Below are 19,596 nucleotides of genomic sequence, written 5' to 3'. Positions count from 1 at the left end.
GACTGGCTCCCTTTGCTCCACTCGCTGGAGATTGGCATTCCAACAGGTCAAGGAACGAATAATGAGCAAGACGATTTTTGTGAGCCTGCCGGTCACAGACCTCAAGGCGTCCATGACTTTCTACGAATCCATCGGCTTCAAGAACAATCCTCAGTTCACCGACGAGACGGCTGCGTGCATGGTGTGGAGTGAAGCGATCAACTTCATGCTGCTCACCCATGCCAAATGGCGCACCTTTACGAACCGCCCCATCCCACCAAAAACGTCGAGCGAAGTGATGCTTGCCCTGTCGTGCGATAGCCGCGACGCGGTCGATGCGATGAGCCGCGCAGCCGCGGCAAATGGCGGCATCGCCGACATCAATCCAATCGAGGACCACGACTTCATGTACACCCGCGACCTCGCCGATCCCGACGGCCATGCTTTGGGCGCGATGTGGATGGACATGTCCGCGATTCCTTCGGGCGACAAGGCGGGCTGACCGGGCTCACTCGGTCCGCCTCTCAAAAGACCTGCGGCCCGTGTGCAGAAATCAAAAATTCTGCACACCGGATATTCGATTTATCAGCGAGCGACCGACGCAGCGCGCTCAAATGTGCCGCGTGATGCCGCGACCGCACGCGCGGTCGAGCACGCAGTTCCTCAGCGTATTGTCGAAGTCGGTGTCGCGCTCGCCATCGATGCGCACTTCCGGAAAGCCGTTGCGGCGTAGATAGAGTTGCACACGCAGGATCGCCTGCTTGCCGCCCGAGAGCATAAGTACCTCAATGTCGCGGCTGGAATCCTCGCGTTTGCCGAGTTGCGCCAGCAGCAGCGAGCGCTGGAGCAGGATCTCGCGATAGTGGCGCAGAGCAACCACTGTCGTCGGCTGGCCGGGCGGGCCTAGGAACGCATTCAGATCCTCGATCGCCTCCGCCGGCCGATCGAGGGCGATCAGCGCGAGCGCCCGTGTTTCACGCGCCATGAGATCGCCCGCCGAAATTGCGAGCGTCTTCGTCGCGTCATCAACCGCGCCCGCGAATTTTCCAAGGCGAAACTGCGCCTGCGCCTTCATCAGCCGCGTGCGGCGATCGCTGGGGTCCAGCGACACCGCACGTTCAAGGTCACGCGCCGCGAGATCGACTTGATCACGGCTCATGTGGATTCTTGCCTTGATCAACAGCATGTCGGTGTCGTCCGGCCGCTGCGCGACCGCCGCCGTGATGTCCGCGAGCGCGTCGAGCCCCTTGTCGGCGTGGAGCAGCACCTCCGCGCGCGAGGCAAGTAGCACCGGGTTGGTCGGCTCGATCAGCAGGGCCGCATTGAGGTCGCGTTCGGCAGCATCGAGCTTCAGCAGCGTTGAGAGCAGTCGCCCGCGAAATGTCAGCGATGAAACACTCGTCGGATCGATGGCCACGGCCGCATTCGCCGCCTTGAGCGCCTCCTCCGTGCGCGTCTGCGCGAGCAACGCAACCGACCGCTCGATATGAGCGCGCGCGAGCGCCGGGCCCGGAAGTGCGACATCGACCGGCGCAGGGTCGCATGCGCCCTGCTTCCATTCCGCGTACGGCGCGCGGCATTGCGCCCACCCGACCGAACGGAACGAGCCGGCCGCGCCGATGGACTCCGTCGCCAAAGCGGGCGAGGCAAGCGCGAGCGCGAATGCAACGAGCGCAAGGCGGCCGATCATTGGCTCGACGCCCAGTGTTGCCGGATGGAGTAGTTGATCGCACTGGTGCAGACAGGCACCGTCCGTCGGCACAGGCTGCGCGCGAATCGCCCTTCGCTTCGCAGCGTGCCGGACAGGACCGCCGTGTCGCATGAAGTCGCGTGTGACGACGTCACAGATTGGCAGGCCGACCGGCTCTCCGCGAGCGCGGCGGCGCTGGAAGAAAGAAGGAAGGCAGCGACGAATACGGCTCTGATTTGCATCCTGTCCTCGGCTAGCATTGGGGATCGATCATGCAGGCGCGCATGGCGTCATCGAGCTCTCTCGTTTGTCCGCGCGGCAGTCCCGGCTCGCTCCAGTAGCCGGCGTGACGCAGCGCGTTCATCAACCCGTTCAATTCCCTTATCCCGTCCAATTCGCTTCGATCCAGCGAGACCGCCGTTTTCAGGTCGCGCACCGCGGCATCGGTGCGCCCGAACTGACGGTGCATGCGTGCCCGCATGATCAGGCCTCTCGTGTAATCCGGACGCACCGTCACCGCGGCATCGAAGGCCGCGAAGGCCTCCTCAAAGCGCTCAAATCCCGCGAGCGAAATGCCGAGCGCATAGAGAGCGTGGTAGTTTCGCGGCTCCTTATGCACCGCCTCGGTGAGGTCACGCAGCGCATCGTCCTTGCGCTCAACGTAGAAACCGAGGAAATGCGCCCGTGCGGCAAGCGCTGGCGCCGAACGTCCTACATCGACCGCCGCGTCGTAACTCTTTTCGGCAAGATCGAGCCGACCGGAATCCTGGTAGCTATAGGCGCGCTCAAGCAGCGCCTTGACGTGAAAATCGCGAACGATCCCGTCCGCGTCGAGAAAGCCCAGTGCGTCGTTGAGCCTGGCCGGCGGAATGGCAAGGAGCGCATTCGCATCCGCGATTGCCTCGGCGAATTGGCGTTTGAAACGATATTCGCGCGCGCGAAAATACAGCGCGAAGCCCTCGGTCGGATCGGCCTCGATTGCCTTGCTGTAGAATTCAATCGCCTTATTGGCCTCTCCACGGTCCGAAAACAGCGTGCCGATCGTCCTGAGCACGCGCGGATTCTTCGGATTGAGCGCGTAAGCCTGCTCGATCCGTCTCTTGTAATCGTCGAAGCGCCGCAGGCGCACATCGACATTCGACCATGAGACGAGGATTTCCACGTTCTTCGGATCGAGCGCAAAAGCCGCGCGGTAGTCTTCGGCTGCCTCATTGAGGCGCTGCGTGCGGTGATAGCCACGCCCGCGGACGAAATGCGCCTGTGCGCGGTCGCGATCCGACAAGTTTTGCGCGGCAAGTAGTTCGCCGCAGGGCGTGATGACCGACGCCGAGTCGATCGCAACCTGTCCCATGGTGCATTCGACGGCCGATGCTGATGACATCGCGCCAAGGACCCATGCGACGACGAGGGCATTACGGCAGTGCATCGATCTTCAGCTCCGGTTCTGATACGACCGAAGTAACCACGCTGCGGCTCAAATTCCCTTCAATGCAATCGCTAAAGTTGTATCGAATCGCCGCGCACCCACCGAAAAATGGCGCATTCCTACAGACTGTTTCACTGCCGCAAAACCGGCTATGCATGCGCCGCTCACCGAGGACCACCGATTGACGCCCGACAACGACCCTGCCCCCGCGCCGTTCGGCGCATTTGCACCGAATGCCGCGCAGGCTGCGATCATTTCAATGGCGCATCGCTCGCGGCTGAAGCGCGGCGCGTTTCGGCCGATGCTGTCGCGGCTGGTGAACATGCTGCGTGCCGGTCCCGTCGACGTGCAGTATCAGGGCGCGGCGTTCCGCTTCTACCATCAGGCCAGCGCCACCGAGCGCGGCGCGCTGTTCAATCCGGCCTACAATATCGAGGAGCTGGATTTTTTGCGCGCGCATGTGCCCGCCGGCGGCGTCTTCGTCGATGTCGGCGCCAATGTCGGCACCTATGCGCTGGCGCTGGCGCGTCATGTCGGCGCCGGCGGCAAGGTGATCGCGATCGAACCGCATCCGGTGACCCATGCGCGGCTCGCCTTCAACAACGCAGCCTCCGGCTTCGCCCAGGTGCGACTGGTTGCGGCCGCCGCGGGCCCCGCTGATGGCGAATTGCTGATCGAAACCGACGGCGACAATCTCGGTGCCAGCCACATCGTCTCGGGCGAGGCCTCGGGCAAAGCGATCAAGGTGCCCTCGCTGCGGCTGCAGCGTATCCTCGAAGAGGCCGGTGTCTCGCATATCGACGCGCTCAAGATCGATGTCGAGGGTTTTGAGGATCGCGTGTTGACGGGCTTCTTCGCCGACACCCCGCAGGCCTTGTGGCCCCGTGCGGTCGTGATCGAGCATCTGTCCAAGGACGAGTGGCTGAACGACTGCATCGCCGACATGCGCGCGCGCGGTTACATCGAGACGGGCAAGACCCGCAGCAACACGCTGCTGGCGCGCGGCGGCTGAATCTCCTTAATTCCTCGAACCGCAGGAGCGTTTGATGATCGACCACATTGGATTTCCGGTTTCGGACTACGAACGCTCCATGGCCTTTTATCTGAAAGCCCTGGCGCCGCTCGACTACACCCTCGTGATGGAAGTCACGCAGGAGCAACACGGCCACGATCCCGCCGCAGGTTTTGGCGCCAACGGAAAGCCCGATTTCTGGATCGGCGGCGAAGGCGGGCTGGACAAGCCGCTGCATGTCGCGATCGTGGCCAAGGACCGTGCCACGGTGGACGCCTTCTACAAGACGGCGATGGCCGCCGGCGGCCGCGACAATGGCGCTCCCGGAATTCGGGCGCACTATCACCCGAACTATTACGGCGCGTTCGTGCTCGATCCCGACGGGCACAATATCGAAGCTGTCTGCCACACGCCGGCATAGCCGTCACTGCCGGTTCCATTTTTGGATCGCGCGGGAACCTGAGCCCGCCATCGCCGTTGTCGCACCTGCAGTTAAAACTTCAGGAGACGTAATGCCTATTGAACCGCCGGAGATACCGCCGGCGACGCCGGGACAACCGACTGAACCGCCGCAGGAGAGTCCTCCGGCCAATCCGAATCCGGAGATTCCACCACCAGTCCGTGAGCCGGGTGAACCCTCACAACCGCAGGAGTTGCCGGGCAAGACGCCGGATGAATTACCGACGCGGGGCCCGACCAGCCCCACCACCCCAAATCCCGCCACCGACAAGGACGCGGGATAACCATCGTCTGAACGCGCAATGAATAATGATGCATGCAACCCATTGCGCTGATGAAATAAAAACCATCCGACCATTTGTAGGCCGCCACAATCCGGCCTAATGATTAGCCGTTCAATCGACCAACTGACATGCCAATGCAAGCCATTCTGTTGCTGTCAGGCCTATTCCGGGGACCAAGGACATCATGACAAACCTTCGCATCCTGCTGCTCGCTACGACTGCTTTGACGGCGACGCAGCTCGCGACCTCCGCTTCGCATGCGCAGACCGCTCCACTTGTCGTCGCGCAGACCAAGGACGAAGCCCCCCCGGGCGCAAAGAAGGAAGCGCCGAAGGGCGCGCCGCCGCCGGCTGCCGCACCGAAGGCGCCAGCACCTCCGCCACCCCCGGCTGCGGCTCCCCCGCGTCCGGCAGCGCCGCCGCCACCTCCGCCTGCTGCAGCTCCGCCACCACGTCCAGCGCCGCCGCCGCCTCCGGCGGCTGCACCCCCGCGCCCGACGCCGCCTCCTCCGCCCCCTCCGGCGGCTGCGCCTCCGCGGCCGACACCACCCCCGCCTCCCCCGGCTGCCGCGCCGAAGGCCCCGACTCCGCCTCCGCCACCCCCGGCGGCTGCACCTTCGCGCCCGACACCACCGCCGCCTCCCCCGCCGGCAGCCGCGCCCGCCGCGCCGAAGCAACCGGCTGCACCTATCGTGCCTCCGCCGCCACCGCCGTCTGGCACCAAACAGCCGCCGGCGCCTGCCACCACGCCGGCTCCGACTGCGCCGCCGGCCGCCGCTCCTCCGCCCGGCGGAAGCACGACGGCGCCACCGCGCCCCGGCGCCACACCCGCCACGCCGACTGCACCGGCGCCGACGACAGCTCCAACGACCACGCCTCCGCCCGGCGGAAGCACCGCCGCGCCGCCGCGCCCCGGCGCCACGCCCACCACGCCGCCGGCAGCGGGCGCGCCGATAACATCGCCGCCTGCGGGCCGCACCGGCGGGCCGCCTCCGGGCGCATCCGCCGCACCGGGCGGCGCCGCCGCCGCTCCGACGGCGCCAACCGCCGTCCCCGGCACGCCGAACGCTGCGCTGCCTCCAGGCCGGCCACAGAACGCGCCACCGACCATCGCACCTGCTTTCCGGGCCGCACCAACAGTCCAGACACCGCTTCCGCCGCCGCCACAGCCGCGGCGCGAGAATATGACGCCACTCGCCATCGGCGCAGGTGTCGTGGCGGGCGCCGTGATCGGTGCGGTGACCGTCAACGAACTACGCAACCAGCGGCGCGAGGCAGTCGAAGGTGGCCGTACGGTCTTTTACGAGCCGGACCGCGTCATCATCCGCGACCCCGGCGGGCAGGCGTATGTCCGTGGCAACGACATGAATCGCTTCCGATACGGGGCCCGTGACATCCGCACCGAGACGCGCGGTGGCGAAACCCGCACGGTGGTGATCCGTCCTGACGGCAGCGAGGTGATCACCGTGGTCGGCGACGACGGGCGGCTGCTGCGCCGGATCCGGCGTGACAATTCCGGCCGCGAGATCATCATCATCGACAACAGCTATCGGGATCCCCGCGCGGGCGGCGGCTTCTATGTCGACCTGGCGCCGCCCGTGGTCCGCATTCCCTACAATCGTTACATCGTCGATTCCGAGGAGGCATCGCCGGACGTGCTGTATGAAACCATGATGGCGCCGCCGGTGGAGCGGATCGAACGGCGTTATTCGCTGGACGAAATCCGTTACAGCCCGACCGTGCGCCAGCGCATGCCGAGCATCGACGTCAACACCATCAACTTCGAACTCGGATCGTGGGAAATCCCGCCCGATCAGGCGGCGAAGCTGCAGGCGATCGCCGATGGCCTCAACCGCGCGATCCAGCAGAATCCGCGCGCGGTGTTCCTGATCGAAGGCCACACCGACGCGGTCGGAAACGACGTCGACAATCTGTCGCTGTCGGATCGCCGCGCCGAATCGGCGGCGACGTTGCTGACGCAGCAGTTCAACGTGCCGGCGGAAAACCTGACCTCGCAGGGCTATGGCGAGCAGTACCTGAAGGAGCAGACCGACGGGCCGAGCGCGATCAACCGGCGCGTCACCATCCGCAACATCACGCCGCTGCTCAATGGCGGACAGGCCTCGCTGCCGCCGCCCCCGCCCGGCACCGCGCCGCCGCGCTGAGCGAGAGCCGTCACCAAATGAAAATGGCCGGGAGCAATCCCGGCCATTTTGTTGGCGCTGTCCTCGTCATTGCCTGCGACAGACGCGAGGCGTCCGTGAAAGGAAGCGGTAGCGAGGACTTGTCCGCCGAAGCTCAGCGAGCGAAGGCGGAAGCAGCCATGCCTCAACAAGCGGAGAAATGGATTGCTTCGCTTCGCTCGCAATGACGGCCGCTACGTCGCGGCTCAGCCCTTGTCGTTCTTGTCGTTACCAAGCTTGAAGATCTCCGAGCCATCGCCGCTCGATAGCAAGCCTGTGTCTGAATAGAGCTTCAGCTTGGCACGAGTATCGGCAATGTCGAGATTGCGCATGGTCAATTGCCCGATGCGGTCCGCCGGCGTGAACGCCGCGTCCTCGACCTTCTCCATGCTCAGCCGCTCCGGCTTATAGGTCAGGTTGGGGCTCTCGGTGTTCAGGATCGAATAGTCGTTGCCACGGCGCAGCTCGAGCGTCACCTCGCCGGTGATGGGGCGCGCCACCCAGCGCTGCGCGGTTTCGCGCAGCATCAGGGCCTGGGAATCGAACCAGCGTCCCTGATAGAGCAGCCGGCCAAGGCGCAGGCCGCTGATGCGGTATTGCTCGATCATGTCCTCGTTGTGGATGCCGGTGACGAGACGTTCGTAGGCGATGTGCAGCAGCGCCATGCCGGGCGCCTCGTAGATGCCGCGGCTTTTCGCCTCGATGATGCGGTTCTCGATCTGATCGCTCATGCCAAGGCCGTGCCGGCCGCCGATGGCATTGGCCTCGAGGAACAGCGCAACCGGGTCAGTGAACGTCTGGCCGTTCAGCGCGACAGGCTGGCCCTCCTCAAAACGCACGACGACCTTTTCGGCCTTGACGACACAGTCGTCGCGCCAGAACGGCACGCCCATGATCGGATTGACGATCTTGATGCCGCTGTCGAGATGCTCGAGATCCTTGGCTTCGTGGGTGGCGCCGAGCAGATTGCTGTCGGTCGAGTAGGCCTTTTCGGCACTCATCTTGTAGGCGAATCCATGGGCGGTCATGAACGCCGACATTTCCGCGCGGCCGCCGAGCTCATCGATGAACAGCTGATCGAGCCATGGCTTGTAGATCCGCAAGCTCGGATTGGTCAGCAGGCCGTAACGGTAGAACCGCTCGATATCGTTGCCCTTGTAGGTGGAGCCATCGCCCCAGATGTTGACGCCATCTTCTTTCATGGCCGCCACCAACATCGTACCGGTGACAGCGCGGCCGAGCGGCGTGGTGTTGAAGTAGGCGATGCCGCCGGTTGAGACGTGGAAGGCGCCGGACTGGATGGCGGCAATCCCTTCGTGGACCAGCTGCGTGCGGCAATCCACCAGGCGGGCTTTTTCGCCGCCGAACTCCAGCGCCTTACGCGGAATCTCGTCGTAATCCGTCTCGTCGGGCTGGCCTAGATTGGCGGTATAGGCAAAGACGCGTGCGCCTTTTTGCTTCATCCAGAGCAGCGCGGCTGAGGTATCGAGACCGCCCGAAAAAGCGATACCGACTTTTTCTCCCTTGGGCAGGCTTTTCAGAATCGTACTCATGGAGCTTCCAATCGGTCGAAATGGCGGATGCCGTTATAGCGTTTTCAAGCGAAGTGGATACCGGTTCGCGTGAAGAAAACGCGTCACAACAAGAATCTAAAGCTTCGGTTCTGATCTAATCAGAACCGCTAAGCTCGAGCGGCTTGGGGGCGCGAATAACAAATTTTCCGGGGATCGGCACGCGTTTAATAGGGCTGGGCAGGGCCGGGCTAAGCCGACGCGCGTCCGCGCAAGCGCTGCCAAAGGCGATAACCGGGCTGACCCCAGCGCGCCAGCGCGGCCTCGATCTGCCCATCCGTCAGCCGTGTCGATGGCCAGCGGTAAATCCAGGCGTGGGCCAGCCAGATCACGAAGAAGCTGACGAGGCCTGCGGCGGCGACGTCGGTAAAGAAATGCCCGCCGAACGCCATCCGCAGCACTGACGTGACGACCCCGAATGCGGTCGCCGCTACATAGGCCAGAGGCCGCCACGCCGGCGGGGTCAGCGCCGCGGGCGCGAAGGTCCAGAACGCGGTGGCGCCCTCGCCGGAGAAGAATGAGCAGTTTCGCCCGCACTCCCCGCGCGGATCCCACCACGGCACGAACTGCCATGGACCGTTGAACTCGGTCACCACCACCGGCCGCGGCCGTCCCCAGTAGCTCTTGAAGGTGAGGTTGGTCAGCACGACGGCGGAGAGCAGGACGGTGACCAGCAAAAACACCGCCGCACGTCCCGGAACCAGCATCGGCCGGTCCGGCCGCACCAGCTTTCCCACGATGGCGATCAACGCCGGCAGCGCCAGCGCCCAGGCGATCCACATCGCGCCATCGCGCGCGAAGGCGGCAAGCCCGCTCTGCTTCAGCGGAAACGATGCGCTCGTGGAATCGTAGAACAATGCCGCCAGCTTCAGGTCGAGTTCAGGAAAAATCCCGAACAGCAGTCCGATGACAAGCGATAGGCCCAACGCGATAACAAGTCCGGTCCGGTTCATGGCGCGGGGTTTAGCCGAGGCGGTCGGGGATGAAAACCCCCGCGCTCTGGTTCACGGCTGCGGCCGGGACTGCGACGGCAATGGCGGTGGTGGCCGCAACGGAGGCCTCGGTTCGCGCCAAGCGCCGGCCGACCGGCCCGCGATCATCCAGTAGATCAGGCCGGCGACAATGCCCGCACCGGTCATGATTTCGAGGTGACGGCGCACGATGCCGTCGAATTTCATCGTCTCCGGGTCGAATGGAACGAGGCCGAGATAGCAGGCTGCGCCGACGATCGCGCCGCCGATGGCGTAGGCGAGCACGCTGCGGATGTAGAAGGCCTCGGTGATCAAAACCACAATCAGCGCCGGCAGCAGCGCAAAGCCGGACAGGAAGATGAAGCCGAAGCCGAGCAAGACGTTGATGGCGCTCTGGTCGATCGCCCCGCCGCCGATATCGCTGAATTCAGGGTAGAGCACCGCACCGACCACGATCATCCCCGCCACGAAACAGGCGGCAAGGAACGCGAACAGGATGACGAAGAGGCGGCCGATTAGCGCCATACTCTCACCGTCATTACCTGCGGCAAACGCAATGCGTTTGCGCAAGGGAGCGTAAGCGACGAAGCAATCCATACCTCGGCAAGCGGAGAGATGGATTGCTTCGCTTCGCTCGCAATGACGGCCTGAGTGACGGCTCGCCTCATCATCCTCAATCCGTCATCGCCATGGCGCGCAGCGCCTGGCGTTCGCGCGCGCTGAGCTTTTCCGTCTCCGACTTGAGTTGCCCGCAGGCGGCGAGAATGTCGCGACCGCGCGGCGTGCGCACCGGCGAGGAGTAGCCGGCGTTGAAGATGTATTCAGAGAATTTTTCGATCTGCTCCCAGTCCGAGCACTCATACGTCGTACCGGGCCACGGGTTGAACGGAATCAAATTGATTTTCGCCGGAATGCCCTTGAGCAGCTTCACCAGCAGCTTGGCATCATCCATGGAATCATTGACGCCCTTGAGCATCACATATTCGAAGGTGATGCGCCGCGCGTTCGACGAGCCCGGATAGTCGCGGCAGGCCTGCAGCAATTCGGCGATCGGATACTTCCGGTTCAGCGGCACCAGCTCGTTGCGCAACTCGTCGCGCACCGCATGCAGTGAAATCGCCAGCATGACGCCGATCTCGTCGCCGGTGCGAATGATATTCGGCACCACGCCCGAGGTCGACAGCGTGATGCGGCGACGGGAAATGCCGATGCCTTCATTGTCGGCGACGATCAACAGCGCATCGCGCACCGCATCGAAATTGTAGAGCGGCTCACCCATCCCCATCATGACGACATTGGTGACGAGCCGGCTGCCGGTCGGCGTCTCGCGATCGGCCCAGTCGTTGAGACGGTCACGCGCCACCATGATCTGGCCGACGATTTCGCCGGCCGTGAGATTGCGCACCAGCCGCTGCGTGCCGGTGTGGCAAAACGAGCAGTTCAGCGTGCAGCCGACCTGCGAGGAAACGCAGAGCGTGCCGCGATCAGTTTCGGGAATGTAGACGCACTCGACTTCATGCGCCTTCTGGAACGCGTCACCGCTCGGCAGGCGCAACAGCCATTTGCGGGTGCCGTCGTTGGAAACCTGCTCGGCCACCACTTCGGGGCGATCGACGGTAAAATGCTGCTCTAGCTGCGCACGCATTTCCTTGGAAATGCTGGTCATCTCATCGAATGCCCTGGCGCCGCGGACATACATCCAGTGCCAGAGCTGCTGCGTGCGCATCTTGCGCTGCGCGGGCGCAACACCGATCTCGCCCAACCTGTCGGCGATCTCGGCGCGCGACAGGCCGATCAGCGAAGGTTTTGCCGGCGGCACATAGGTTTCGAGCGGGATTTTCTCGAGCGGCGCCACGGAGGAGGAAAGCGTCATCAAAATTCACACGAGACGGTTGAAGCGGGTGCGTAGGGTGGGCAAAGCGCAGCGTGCCCACCACAAGCGTCAAAGGTGGGCACGGCGCGTCCTGCGCCTTTGCCCACCCTGCGAAGTAGCATTCAAATAGGCCCTTGGGGGCCCGTAAACAACGTCATTCTGGGCTTAAAAGCGGCTAGCGCTTGCAATCCTGCGCCAGCCGGTCGAGCGCCTGGGCCAGCCCCTTCAGCGAGAACACGTCCGTGGTCTCGGTGCCCTTGGCGGAGACGCCCTTGACGGTGACTTCGGCGGATTTGCGCATGGCGGCGACCATCTGCTCTTCTTCCGCGGCGTTCTTGATCCAGAGCCCGTCGCCCTGAGTATACATCGCAAAGGCCGAACCGCCGACCTCGAGAGAGGATTCTGAGCCTGGCTTCAGCGCGTATCCGATCATGATCGAAACTTCATTGACGACTTTTTCCGCCGGGCGCGTCGAAACGAAAGCGTAGGCGGGATCGCGCGGACGATTCGGCGGATTGGTTTTGGATGACGATGGCTTAGCCAACGCGAAGCAAACCTTCCTGCCGTTCGGCATCGCCGTGTAGGCGCCCCAGGTACCGAACTGACCGATCAGGGTGGGCTCCGCGCCGCCTGCAGCGGCGGCCGCCGCAGCCGGGGCTGGTGTAGCAGGCTTGGCCGTCGTCGGTTTTGCGGCTGGGGCCGGCGCAGCGGCAGGCTTTGGCGGTTCCTTTGCGCCCTTCGGAGCAGGGCTCTGTGCTTGCGCAAGGGACAACGACCCACACATCGCCGCAATCGCAACCAGAAATGTCAGTATTCGCAACACGGACAACTGGTTCCCTCATCATTGTGACTGCAAGATGGCCCGAGAGTGCGTCGCGCCGCCGGAGGATGGATAGCCGGGAAATGCTTTTTTGGGAAGGCAGTTACAGCGTTGCTCACCGCTGTGGCGACGCTTCGTCCCAGGATCCTTGTGACGTTCCGTTGGCGAATCAAAAACGCCGGCTTTGATTTCAGCCCTTCGGCCGGCGCTCGCGCTGCTTTTTCCACTGCGCATCGGTCCATTGCAGTAGATCCTCGGCGCCGGAACTGCGCAAATGAGCGCCGCCATCCTGCACGACCATCTCGCCGTTGATGTAGCCGGCCCGGTCGGAAATCAGAAAGCTGGCCAGATCGGCAAGTTCGCCATGCTCACCGGCGCGGCCGAGCGGATTGCGTTGCGCCCAGCTTTCATCGCGGCCTTCGGGGCGGAGCTGACCTGAAGCCCCCGGCGTCGGAAACGCGCCGGGCGCGATCGCGACCGTGCGCACACCCTTGGGTCCCCACTCCACCGCAAGGCTTCGCGTCATCGCGAGCACGGCGGATTTCGCCATCGCCGACGGCACCGTGAAGGCACGACCGGTGATCGTCGAGGTCGAGAGGATGCTCAGCACGACTCCGCTGTGCTTGCCGTCGATCCAGCGCCTGCCCGCGGCGAGCGTGCAGTACATCGTGCCGTGCAGCGTCGGCGCCAGGATCGCATCCGCCGCCCGCGGCGACAGATGTTCGGTCTGCGCGATGAAGGTCGCGGCAGCATTGTTGACCAGCACGTCGATCGGCGCCTCGCGCCAGATCGCTTCCATCATGGCGTCGACCGCCGCGCTGTCGCGGATATCGCAGCTGATCACGCCAACCTTGCCGCCGAGTTCGCTGCGCATCCGCGCGGCCGCAGCCTCCAGCATTTCGAGCCGGCGGCCGCAGATGATCAACTCCGCGCCGAGTTCGATGAAGCGGCGTCCCATCGCCGCTCCGAGCCCCGAGCCGCCGCCGGTGACCAGTATCCGTTTTCCCGCCAGCAAGCCTTGTTCAAACATCGTTTGAATCCTTCTCAACCACCATGAAGCCATGCGCCTGAATCGGATTGTAGCCTGCCTTCAAATCCGGCAAGAAGCATCCAGCCTTTTCTTTTCCAGCCCGAAATCAGGTGCGCCCATGAAAGCCATTCTCTGCTCGCAATATTGCCAACCCGACGACCTCGTGCTGGCCGACGTTCCCGATCCAGTGGCCGAACCCGGACAGGCCGTGATTGCGATCAAGGCCGCGGCGCTGAATTTCTTCGACATCCTGATGATCCAGGGCAAGTACCAGATCAAGCCGCCCTTCCCGTTTTCGCCGGCGGCCGAAGTTGCCGGCGTGATCGAAAGCGTCGGCGCCGGCGTTACCGACCTCAAGGTCGGTGACCGCGTGGTGGCATCCTGCGGCCATAACGGCGCGCGCGAAAAGATCGCGCTGCCGGCGAACACGATCGTGAAGATTCCCGACAATCTGGATTTCGATCGCGCCGCCGGCATCATCATCATCTACGGTACTGCGCTGCACGCGCTGGAAGACCGCGCCAGCCCGAAGCCCGGTGAGACGCTTGCGGTGCTGGGCGCTGCCGGCGGCACTGGTTTGGCGGCCTGCGAACTCGGCAAGCTGATGGGCCTGAAGGTGATCGCCTGCGCTTCGTCCGACGAAAAACTCGAATTCGCCAAGGCGCATGGCGCCGAGCTGACGTTGAACTATGCCAAAGAAGACCTCAAGGAGGGGTTGAAGCGGCTGACCGGCGGCAAGGGCGTCGACATCATTTTCGATCCCGTCGGCGGCAGCTACGCCGAGGCGGCGCTGCGTGCCATCGCCTGGGAAGGCCGCTTCCTGGTAATCGGTTTCGCCGCGGGCGACATCCCGAAGATGCCGCTCAACCTCGCACTGCTCAAGGGTTGCGATATCCGCGGCGTGTTCTGGGGCGCGTGGACCAGGCTCAACGCGGAGAAGAACCGCGCCAATCTGGAAAAGCTCGTGAAGTGGACCGCGGAAGGCAAGATCTCTTCGCATGTCGACCGCACTTTTCCGCTGGCACAAACCGCCGAAGCGCTGAAGGTGCTCGCCGGCCGCAAGGCGATGGGCAAGGTGATCCTGCATCCCTGAGGGGAGATGCCGTCGGCTTGAAGAAGTGCAAGGCGTCCGTGCAACGCACGGGCCGGAGAGGCGCATCGCGATGCGACATATGCTTCTATGTCATGTCACCGAAATCGTTTCTCGGTAACAATGCGTGTTCCGGAAAGCTGCTACGCCACTTGTCTGCCGCAATCATACCAAAATATCTCCTCATTCGCACCGGTCACCGTCGTTTTTTGAACCCATTCCGTGTGCGATTTTAACCATCAGTTAAGGCGCTCCTGTACGGCAACAAGAGCAAGAAGTAGGTGCAGGAGACGCCCGTAGTTGCGTTCAGTGGGGAACATCACCATGGCGGAGAATAACAGACCGGCTCAGTCGCGAGATCCGTTCGACCGGTTCGACGAAGCCATCAGCGACCCTCGGTTGTATGAAGCCGATCAAGCCCGATACGAGCAGCTGCGAGCGCAGCTGCGCTATGAGCCGCAGCCCCAATACGAGGAGCAGCCTCAATACGAGCAACCTCAATACGAGCAGCCCTTTGCGCTGTCGTTTGAGCGGACGGACGTGCCGGAGGAGCTGCCGTCACATGAGCAGGTTCCGCTTTTCCTCTCCAACTACGAGGAAGAGTCCCATCAGCAGCTTTCCGAATATGCTTTCGCGGGCGGCGACCGACGGTTCGGCAGCGGCGGGCTGAAGAAAGCGCGCGCGGGGCGCATTGTCACCGGCGTCGCGGTGGTGTCGGCGATAGCGGCCGTCCTCGCGCTGTTTTCCATCGACTCGACCCGCGCCGTCATCTTCAACGCCTCGCTCGGAGGCGGTGGCGGCGGCAGTGCTCCGCCGCCCGCTCAGCTTGCCGCGGCAGTGCCGGAGCCTGCGCAGCCGCAGCGCAGCATTGCCGCGCCGCCGCTCGCCGCGGAACCGACCGGCGCGGAGGTTGCGGCCGCACGCCGCACGCCACCCAACGCGGTGGCATCGGCATCGCCGTCGCGGGACGAAATCGCCGCCGCGTATCAGAGCGCGCTCAAGGGCAAGGTCGCGGTACCCGAGCCGGTGGCGCAGGAAGCGCCCCGCGAGGTCGCGGCGTTGGCGCCGACGGCCCCGGTCGTCGCGGTCGCTCCGGCCGTTCGCGAGCCCGTCCCGGTGACGCGTGAGGCGGCTCCGGTGCGACGCATCGATCCGGACGAACTTACCGCACTGCTGAAGCGGGCGAAGGGCCTGCTTGCGATCGGCGACATCACCTCCGCCCGGCTGCTGCTCGAACGGGCCGCGGACGCGCAGGAGGCGGAAGCCGCGCTGATGCTGGCGGGAACCTACGATCCGCAGGTGCTCGGCAGCCAGGATTTGCGGAGCGTTACGCCCGATGCGGCGGCGGCGAAGGTCTGGTATCAGAAGGCCGCCCAACTCGGTTCGGCTGATGCGAAGCGGCGGCTCGGTCAGCTGCAGAATTAGAGAATTACTCAAGACCAGCGCAGAGGTATCTATGCGACATTTGTTCGGAATGGCATTGCTTGCCATGACGATGGCATGCAGCAACACGGCGGCCAACGCGGCAGAGACGGAGTATGATCCCGCCAAGGTCAGCGACAGCCTGAAGGCCATTTTCCAGTTCGGTTCGGTCGCCACCAAGCAGGCGCTGAACCAGAACACTGTCACGCTTATCTCGGGAACGATCGGCGGCACCTATGTGCAGTTCGGTGCCGATCTCGCTTCCGTGCTCGACGACGGAAACAAGTTGCGCGTACTTCCGATCGTCGGGCGCGGCTCTGTGCAGAGTGTCGCCGACATCCTGTTCCTGCAAGGCGTCGACCTCGGCATCGTGCGAGCCGACACGCTCGACTATCTCGAGAAAAAAGGCTTCGCGAAGGACATCAAGAAGCAGTTCACCTATGTGACCAAGCTTTACAACGAAGAGATGTATGTCATCTCGTCGAAGTCGGTCACCAACATCAGCCAGCTCAACGGCAAGAAGGTCAGCGTCGACCTTCCCAACGGCGGCACCTTCGTGACGGCCGCGATCGTGTTCGAACGGCTCGGCCTCAAGCCGAATTTCCTCTACATCGAACAGCGCATCGCGATGGAAAAAATGCGGGCCGGCGAGATCGACGCGGTGATTGCCGTCGGCGGCAAGCCCTATAAATCGGTCAGCGCTTTCAGCGACGACCGCTTCCATCTGGTTCCGGTTGAATATTCGCGGCCGCTGCAGACCGACTATCTGCCCGCGACGTTGACGTCGAAAGACTACCCCAACCTGATCGCGGAAGGCCAGAAGGTCGATACCATCGCCGTGCCCGCGGTGCTCGCCGCCTATAACTGGGCGCCCAACACCGACCGCTATCGCAAGCTGTCCCAGTTCGTGGACGCGTTTTTCACGAAGTTTCCGACGTTCCAGAACCCGCCGTTCCACCCGAAGTGGAAGGAGGTCTCGCTGTCGGCGCCGTTGCCCGATTGGCAGCGTCTGCCAGTCGCCGAACAATGGCTCAAGAGCCACAACATCGAGGCCGTGTCGCGCGCCAAGTTCGATGAGTTCCTGAAACAGAGCCCAGCGACCGCGGCAAGCGTCAAGACGGACGCGGACAGGGAAAGCCTGTTCAAGCAATTCCAGGCCTGGGAGGCCGAGCGCGGCGCAAGAGCACAGGCTCCTCACCCGCCGGCGCAGCGCTAGATAAAACGCGTCAATCTGAAAATTCAGAGCCTCGTTCCGACTTCACATCGGAACGGGGCTCTTTGCTGTTCAATCCGCCGCTTCTGCAGCGTCGATCCCGCGCTTCAGCGCGGTGCGGGCGGCATCACGATGCTCCTGCGTGATATGGCTCGAGACCATGCGGAGAGCGGTGGCCAGGACGGCGGCATCGTCGGTAAAGCCAAGCAGCGGCAGCATGTCCGGCACGAAATCGAAGGGCAGGATGAAATAGGCGACGGCACCAAGCAGCGCCGCCTGCACGTGGCGCGGCGTCTCCTTGTCGAACGCGCAGTAATAGGCAGCGAGCAAATCCTCGGCGAAGGGAAGCTGCGCCACCACCTGCTTGAACTTGGCCCAGAACCGCCGACGCACGCTTTCACGGTCCTGCGCCAGCCGGTCGGCCGGTTCAAAGCCCACGGTGTGATCGGACGATGCCATCGCGGCACTCCCTTAAGGAACCCGGCGCGGCAGATCGCCGCGGCCGGACACATGGTCGAAGAATTGGGGATGTGCGCCCCGCCCTGCAAGATCGCGGGTGCACGAACTCAAGTGACGCCCAATTGCCGCGCAATCGCATTCATCGCCTTGGCCAGATCGATGTCGAGCCGGGTGACGCCGCCGGCGTCGTGGGTCGCCAGCACCACTTCCACCGTCTTGTAGACGTTCTTCCATTCCGGATGATGGTCGTTCTTTTCCGCCACCAGAGCGGCGCGGGACATGAATCCGAAGGCTTCGTTGAAGTCCTTGAAGGTGAAGGTCCGCCCGATGGCCTCGCGCCCTGATGTCTCGGACCAACCGTGAAGTTCCGCCAGCGCCGATTTCCGCGCCTCCGCCGACAGCCGTTCCGCCATGATCGCCTCCCGTTTCAGAACCGCCTCTACCCTAACACCGAACGCCGCATCGGGATCCCCTGACCAAAATTGGCCGCATCGGCTGCCGAATGGCAGTTTGGACCGCCGGTAACCATGACGGAGATGTAACAACGGTGAAGCGGGAAATTTGCTAGAGTTCGCGCGTAAGTGTGCCGGTAGCGTGAAATTGCACCTCCAACGATCATCCAGGAATTGATGAACGACGGCCCCCTTCTTCCGGAAAAGCCGATCCCCCCCTCGCCCCGCTCAGCGAAGCGACGGCTGACCTTTGTCATGCTGGCCGGCGTGCTGGCCATCGTCGGCGCGCTGGTGGCCGGCTATTACTTTGCCATGCGGCCGGTGACCCTGCGGATCGCCGTCGGCCCGGCCAACAGCGACGACCTCAAAGTTGTTCAGAACCTGACGCAGGCCTTCAACAACCAGCGCAACAGCGTGGTCCGGTTGCGCCCGGTGCAGACCGATGGTGCCCAGGCGAGCGCCAGCCTGCTCGGCGAAGGCAAGGCCGACCTCGCCATCATCAGGGGCGATCTCGACGTGCCGAAGAATGCGCAGGCCGTGGCGACGCTGCGCAAGAACGTCGTGGTGCTGTGGGTGCCGCCGGCCGTCAAGACCAAGGGAAAGAAGGCCGCGCCCGCCATCACGAAAATCAGCCAGCTCACCGGGCGGCGCATCGGCGTCGTCGGCCGCACCGAGGCCAACGTCAATCTGCTCAAGATGATCCTGCGGCAATACGGCGTCGACCCGGCAAAGGTCGAGATCATTCAGTTTCCCGCCAACGAGGCTGCCGAGACCATTCGTCACCAGAAGGCCGACGCCTATCTCGCCGCCGGCCCGGTCAACAGCAAGATCACGACGGACGCAATCACCGCTTCCGCGCGCGACGGCGGCACGCCGAAATTCCTCGCGATCGATTCGGCCGAGGCGATTGCGCAAAACCATCCCGCCTACGAGGCCTCCGAAATCCCGGCCGGAACATTCGGCAGCGCGCCGAGCCGGCCCGAGGATGAGATCAAGACGATCAGCTTTTCGCACCATATCGTGGCGCGCAGGGGTATTTCGGAATCGACCATCGCCATCTTCACGCGGCAGTTGTTTGCGGCTCGTCAGAACCTGAAGAACGAATTTCCGCTGGCCGCCAAGATCGAAACGCCCGACACCGACAAGGACGCCACGATCCCCGTTCATCCCGGCGCCGCCGCCTTTGTCGACGGCGAGGAAAAGACCTTCCTCGACCGCTACAGCGATTACGTCTGGTGGTCGTTGATGGCGCTGTCGGCGATGGGCTCCGCCGGCGCCTGGTTCGCCGGCGCCCTCAAGAAGGATGAGCGCAACATGAACACCTCGCAGCGCGACCGGCTGCTCGACATGCTCACGGCCGCGCGCCATTCCGATTCGATGGACGAGCTGGACCAGATGCAGTCGGAAGCCGACGCCATTCTGCGCGACACGCTACAATGCTTTGAGCACGGCACGATCGAGGAAGGCACGTTGACTGCGTTCAACATCGCGATCGAGCAGTTCCACAACGCGGTGGCCGACCGCAAGGCGCTGTTGATGAGCGTGCCGCAAAACCTGCAGCGGGCGAGCGCACAATTCCGCGCCGCCAGCAACGCCTGATCTACAAATTCGGTAATCGAACCGTCATCATTTCTTTCTAGGTCTGTCGAGGCCAGCATTGCAT

The 19,596-nt window shown here is 63.7% G+C and carries 19 protein-coding genes; 9 read left to right on the top strand and 10 right to left on the bottom strand.

Translation table 11 applies throughout. The features are described from left to right. Positions 1 to 61 precede the first annotated feature (61 nt). Complete coding sequence (locus tag ACPPVP_RS01900) at positions 62 to 481, top strand: VOC family protein (protein ID WP_426530772.1); 420 nt, start codon at positions 62 to 64, stop codon at positions 479 to 481. A 108-nt stretch (positions 482 to 589) separates the two neighbouring features. Here ACPPVP_RS01900 and ACPPVP_RS01895 read toward each other — a convergent pair whose 3' ends face one another. Further along, positions 590 to 1,669, bottom strand: a complete 1,080-nt coding sequence (locus ACPPVP_RS01895) for a tetratricopeptide repeat protein (protein ID WP_426530770.1) — start codon at positions 1,667 to 1,669, stop codon at positions 590 to 592. A gap of 253 nt (positions 1,670 to 1,922) precedes the next feature. Next, positions 1,923 to 3,095: a tetratricopeptide repeat protein gene (locus ACPPVP_RS01890; protein ID WP_426530768.1), complete on the bottom strand. Its 1,173-nt coding sequence runs from the start codon at positions 3,093 to 3,095 to the stop codon at positions 1,923 to 1,925. Between the two features lie 181 nt (positions 3,096 to 3,276). On the opposite strand from ACPPVP_RS01890, the gene ACPPVP_RS01885 reads away from it, so the two are divergent. From ACPPVP_RS01885 to ACPPVP_RS01870, 4 genes are all read left to right on the top strand, one after another. Continuing rightward, positions 3,277 to 4,107 (top strand): FkbM family methyltransferase, encoded by an 831-nt coding sequence (locus ACPPVP_RS01885; protein ID WP_426530766.1) that lies wholly within the window; start codon positions 3,277 to 3,279, stop codon positions 4,105 to 4,107. Between the two features lie 34 nt (positions 4,108 to 4,141). Further along, positions 4,142 to 4,528 carry a VOC family protein gene (locus ACPPVP_RS01880; protein ID WP_426530764.1) on the top strand — a complete coding sequence of 129 codons (387 nt, stop codon included), beginning with the start codon at positions 4,142 to 4,144 and terminating at the stop codon, positions 4,526 to 4,528. A gap of 91 nt (positions 4,529 to 4,619) precedes the next feature. Then, positions 4,620 to 4,850, top strand: coding sequence for a hypothetical protein (locus tag ACPPVP_RS01875; protein WP_426530762.1), 231 nt, complete (start codon positions 4,620 to 4,622; stop codon positions 4,848 to 4,850). Positions 4,851 to 5,034: 184 nt separating this feature from the next. Beyond that, entirely contained in the window at positions 5,035 to 7,014 is a 1,980-nt protein-coding gene (locus ACPPVP_RS01870; RefSeq protein WP_426530760.1) for an OmpA family protein, read from the top strand. A gap of 224 nt (positions 7,015 to 7,238) precedes the next feature. On the opposite strand, the gene argG is transcribed toward ACPPVP_RS01870, so the two are convergent. From argG to ACPPVP_RS01840, 6 genes are all read right to left on the bottom strand, one after another. Continuing rightward, a complete protein-coding gene (argG, locus tag ACPPVP_RS01865) occupies positions 7,239 to 8,585 on the bottom strand; it encodes an argininosuccinate synthase (protein WP_426530758.1) in 1,347 nt (448 codons plus the stop codon). Between the two features lie 209 nt (positions 8,586 to 8,794). After that, positions 8,795 to 9,556, bottom strand: coding sequence for a phosphatase PAP2 family protein (locus ACPPVP_RS01860; RefSeq protein WP_426530756.1), 762 nt, complete (start codon positions 9,554 to 9,556; stop codon positions 8,795 to 8,797). Between the two features lie 51 nt (positions 9,557 to 9,607). Then, positions 9,608 to 10,099, bottom strand: coding sequence for a hypothetical protein (locus ACPPVP_RS01855; protein ID WP_426530754.1), 492 nt, complete (start codon positions 10,097 to 10,099; stop codon positions 9,608 to 9,610). A gap of 148 nt (positions 10,100 to 10,247) precedes the next feature. Beyond that, positions 10,248 to 11,447, bottom strand: a complete 1,200-nt coding sequence (gene rlmN / locus ACPPVP_RS01850) for a 23S rRNA (adenine(2503)-C(2))-methyltransferase RlmN (protein ID WP_426530752.1) — start codon at positions 11,445 to 11,447, stop codon at positions 10,248 to 10,250. A 175-nt stretch (positions 11,448 to 11,622) separates the two neighbouring features. Beyond that, the gene (locus ACPPVP_RS01845) at positions 11,623 to 12,231 is read right to left on the bottom strand and encodes an invasion associated locus B family protein (protein ID WP_426538385.1); all 609 of its coding nucleotides are present in this window, start codon (positions 12,229 to 12,231) and stop codon (positions 11,623 to 11,625) included. A gap of 226 nt (positions 12,232 to 12,457) precedes the next feature. Then, complete coding sequence (locus ACPPVP_RS01840; RefSeq protein ID WP_426530750.1) at positions 12,458 to 13,297, bottom strand: SDR family oxidoreductase; 840 nt, start codon at positions 13,295 to 13,297, stop codon at positions 12,458 to 12,460. A gap of 118 nt (positions 13,298 to 13,415) precedes the next feature. Between ACPPVP_RS01840 and ACPPVP_RS01835 the strand changes: the two genes are divergently transcribed. The 3 genes from ACPPVP_RS01835 (at position 13,416) to ACPPVP_RS01825 (ending at position 17,025) form a co-directional block, all read left to right on the top strand. Further along, entirely contained in the window at positions 13,416 to 14,390 is a 975-nt protein-coding gene (locus tag ACPPVP_RS01835) for an NADPH:quinone oxidoreductase family protein (protein WP_426530748.1), read from the top strand. 321 nt (positions 14,391 to 14,711) lie between these two features. Beyond that, entirely contained in the window at positions 14,712 to 15,812 is a 1,101-nt protein-coding gene (locus ACPPVP_RS01830) for a hypothetical protein (protein ID WP_426530746.1), read from the top strand. 31 nt (positions 15,813 to 15,843) lie between these two features. Next, positions 15,844 to 17,025 (top strand): TAXI family TRAP transporter solute-binding subunit, encoded by a 1,182-nt coding sequence (locus tag ACPPVP_RS01825; protein ID WP_426530744.1) that lies wholly within the window; start codon positions 15,844 to 15,846, stop codon positions 17,023 to 17,025. A 69-nt stretch (positions 17,026 to 17,094) separates the two neighbouring features. On the opposite strand, the gene ACPPVP_RS01820 is transcribed toward ACPPVP_RS01825, so the two are convergent. Together ACPPVP_RS01820 and ACPPVP_RS01815 are read right to left on the bottom strand one after the other, a co-directional pair. Continuing rightward, on the bottom strand, positions 17,095 to 17,481 hold the full coding sequence (locus ACPPVP_RS01820) for a YkvA family protein (RefSeq protein ID WP_426530742.1): 387 nt from the start codon (positions 17,479 to 17,481) through the stop codon (positions 17,095 to 17,097). Between the two features lie 107 nt (positions 17,482 to 17,588). Continuing rightward, complete coding sequence (locus tag ACPPVP_RS01815; RefSeq protein WP_426530740.1) at positions 17,589 to 17,894, bottom strand: 4a-hydroxytetrahydrobiopterin dehydratase; 306 nt, start codon at positions 17,892 to 17,894, stop codon at positions 17,589 to 17,591. Between the two features lie 216 nt (positions 17,895 to 18,110). Between ACPPVP_RS01815 and ACPPVP_RS01810 the strand changes: the two genes are divergently transcribed. Beyond that, positions 18,111 to 19,532: a TAXI family TRAP transporter solute-binding subunit gene (locus tag ACPPVP_RS01810; protein ID WP_426530738.1), complete on the top strand. Its 1,422-nt coding sequence runs from the start codon at positions 18,111 to 18,113 to the stop codon at positions 19,530 to 19,532. Positions 19,533 to 19,596 lie beyond the last annotated feature (64 nt).

This window comes from Bradyrhizobium sp. McL0615 (assembly GCF_049993905.1).
In the GTDB taxonomy this organism is placed as follows: Bacteria; Pseudomonadota; Alphaproteobacteria; order Rhizobiales; family Xanthobacteraceae; genus Bradyrhizobium.
Note: the sequence above shows the minus strand (reverse complement) of the source record. Positions and strands in the feature narration are given on the sequence as shown.

Excerpts from the sequence above, each read along its gene's own strand:
- ACPPVP_RS01815 (WP_426530740.1), bottom strand. The coding sequence starts at position 17,894 with ATGGCGGAACGGCTGTCGGCGGAGGCGCGGAAATCGGCGCTGGCGGAA.
- ACPPVP_RS01900 (WP_426530772.1), top strand. The coding sequence starts at position 62 with ATGAGCAAGACGATTTTTGTGAGCCTGCCGGTCACAGACCTCAAGGCG.
- ACPPVP_RS01880 (WP_426530764.1), top strand. The coding sequence starts at position 4,142 with ATGATCGACCACATTGGATTTCCGGTTTCGGACTACGAACGCTCCATG.
- ACPPVP_RS01810 (WP_426530738.1), top strand. The coding sequence starts at position 18,111 with ATGAACGACGGCCCCCTTCTTCCGGAAAAGCCGATCCCCCCCTCGCCC.
- ACPPVP_RS01845 (WP_426538385.1), bottom strand. The coding sequence starts at position 12,231 with ATGTGTGGGTCGTTGTCCCTTGCGCAAGCACAGAGCCCTGCTCCGAAG.
- ACPPVP_RS01875 (WP_426530762.1), top strand. The coding sequence starts at position 4,620 with ATGCCTATTGAACCGCCGGAGATACCGCCGGCGACGCCGGGACAACCG.
- ACPPVP_RS01840 (WP_426530750.1), bottom strand. The coding sequence starts at position 13,297 with ATGTTTGAACAAGGCTTGCTGGCGGGAAAACGGATACTGGTCACCGGC.
- ACPPVP_RS01820 (WP_426530742.1), bottom strand. The coding sequence starts at position 17,481 with ATGGCATCGTCCGATCACACCGTGGGCTTTGAACCGGCCGACCGGCTG.
- ACPPVP_RS01835 (WP_426530748.1), top strand. The coding sequence starts at position 13,416 with ATGAAAGCCATTCTCTGCTCGCAATATTGCCAACCCGACGACCTCGTG.
- argG (WP_426530758.1), bottom strand. The coding sequence starts at position 8,585 with ATGAGTACGATTCTGAAAAGCCTGCCCAAGGGAGAAAAAGTCGGTATC.
- ACPPVP_RS01895 (WP_426530770.1), bottom strand. The coding sequence starts at position 1,669 with ATGATCGGCCGCCTTGCGCTCGTTGCATTCGCGCTCGCGCTTGCCTCG.
- ACPPVP_RS01870 (WP_426530760.1), top strand. The coding sequence starts at position 5,035 with ATGACAAACCTTCGCATCCTGCTGCTCGCTACGACTGCTTTGACGGCG.
- ACPPVP_RS01860 (WP_426530756.1), bottom strand. The coding sequence starts at position 9,556 with ATGAACCGGACCGGACTTGTTATCGCGTTGGGCCTATCGCTTGTCATC.
- ACPPVP_RS01890 (WP_426530768.1), bottom strand. The coding sequence starts at position 3,095 with ATGCACTGCCGTAATGCCCTCGTCGTCGCATGGGTCCTTGGCGCGATG.
- ACPPVP_RS01855 (WP_426530754.1), bottom strand. The coding sequence starts at position 10,099 with ATGGCGCTAATCGGCCGCCTCTTCGTCATCCTGTTCGCGTTCCTTGCC.
- ACPPVP_RS01830 (WP_426530746.1), top strand. The coding sequence starts at position 14,712 with ATGGCGGAGAATAACAGACCGGCTCAGTCGCGAGATCCGTTCGACCGG.
- ACPPVP_RS01825 (WP_426530744.1), top strand. The coding sequence starts at position 15,844 with ATGCGACATTTGTTCGGAATGGCATTGCTTGCCATGACGATGGCATGC.
- rlmN (WP_426530752.1), bottom strand. The coding sequence starts at position 11,447 with ATGACGCTTTCCTCCTCCGTGGCGCCGCTCGAGAAAATCCCGCTCGAA.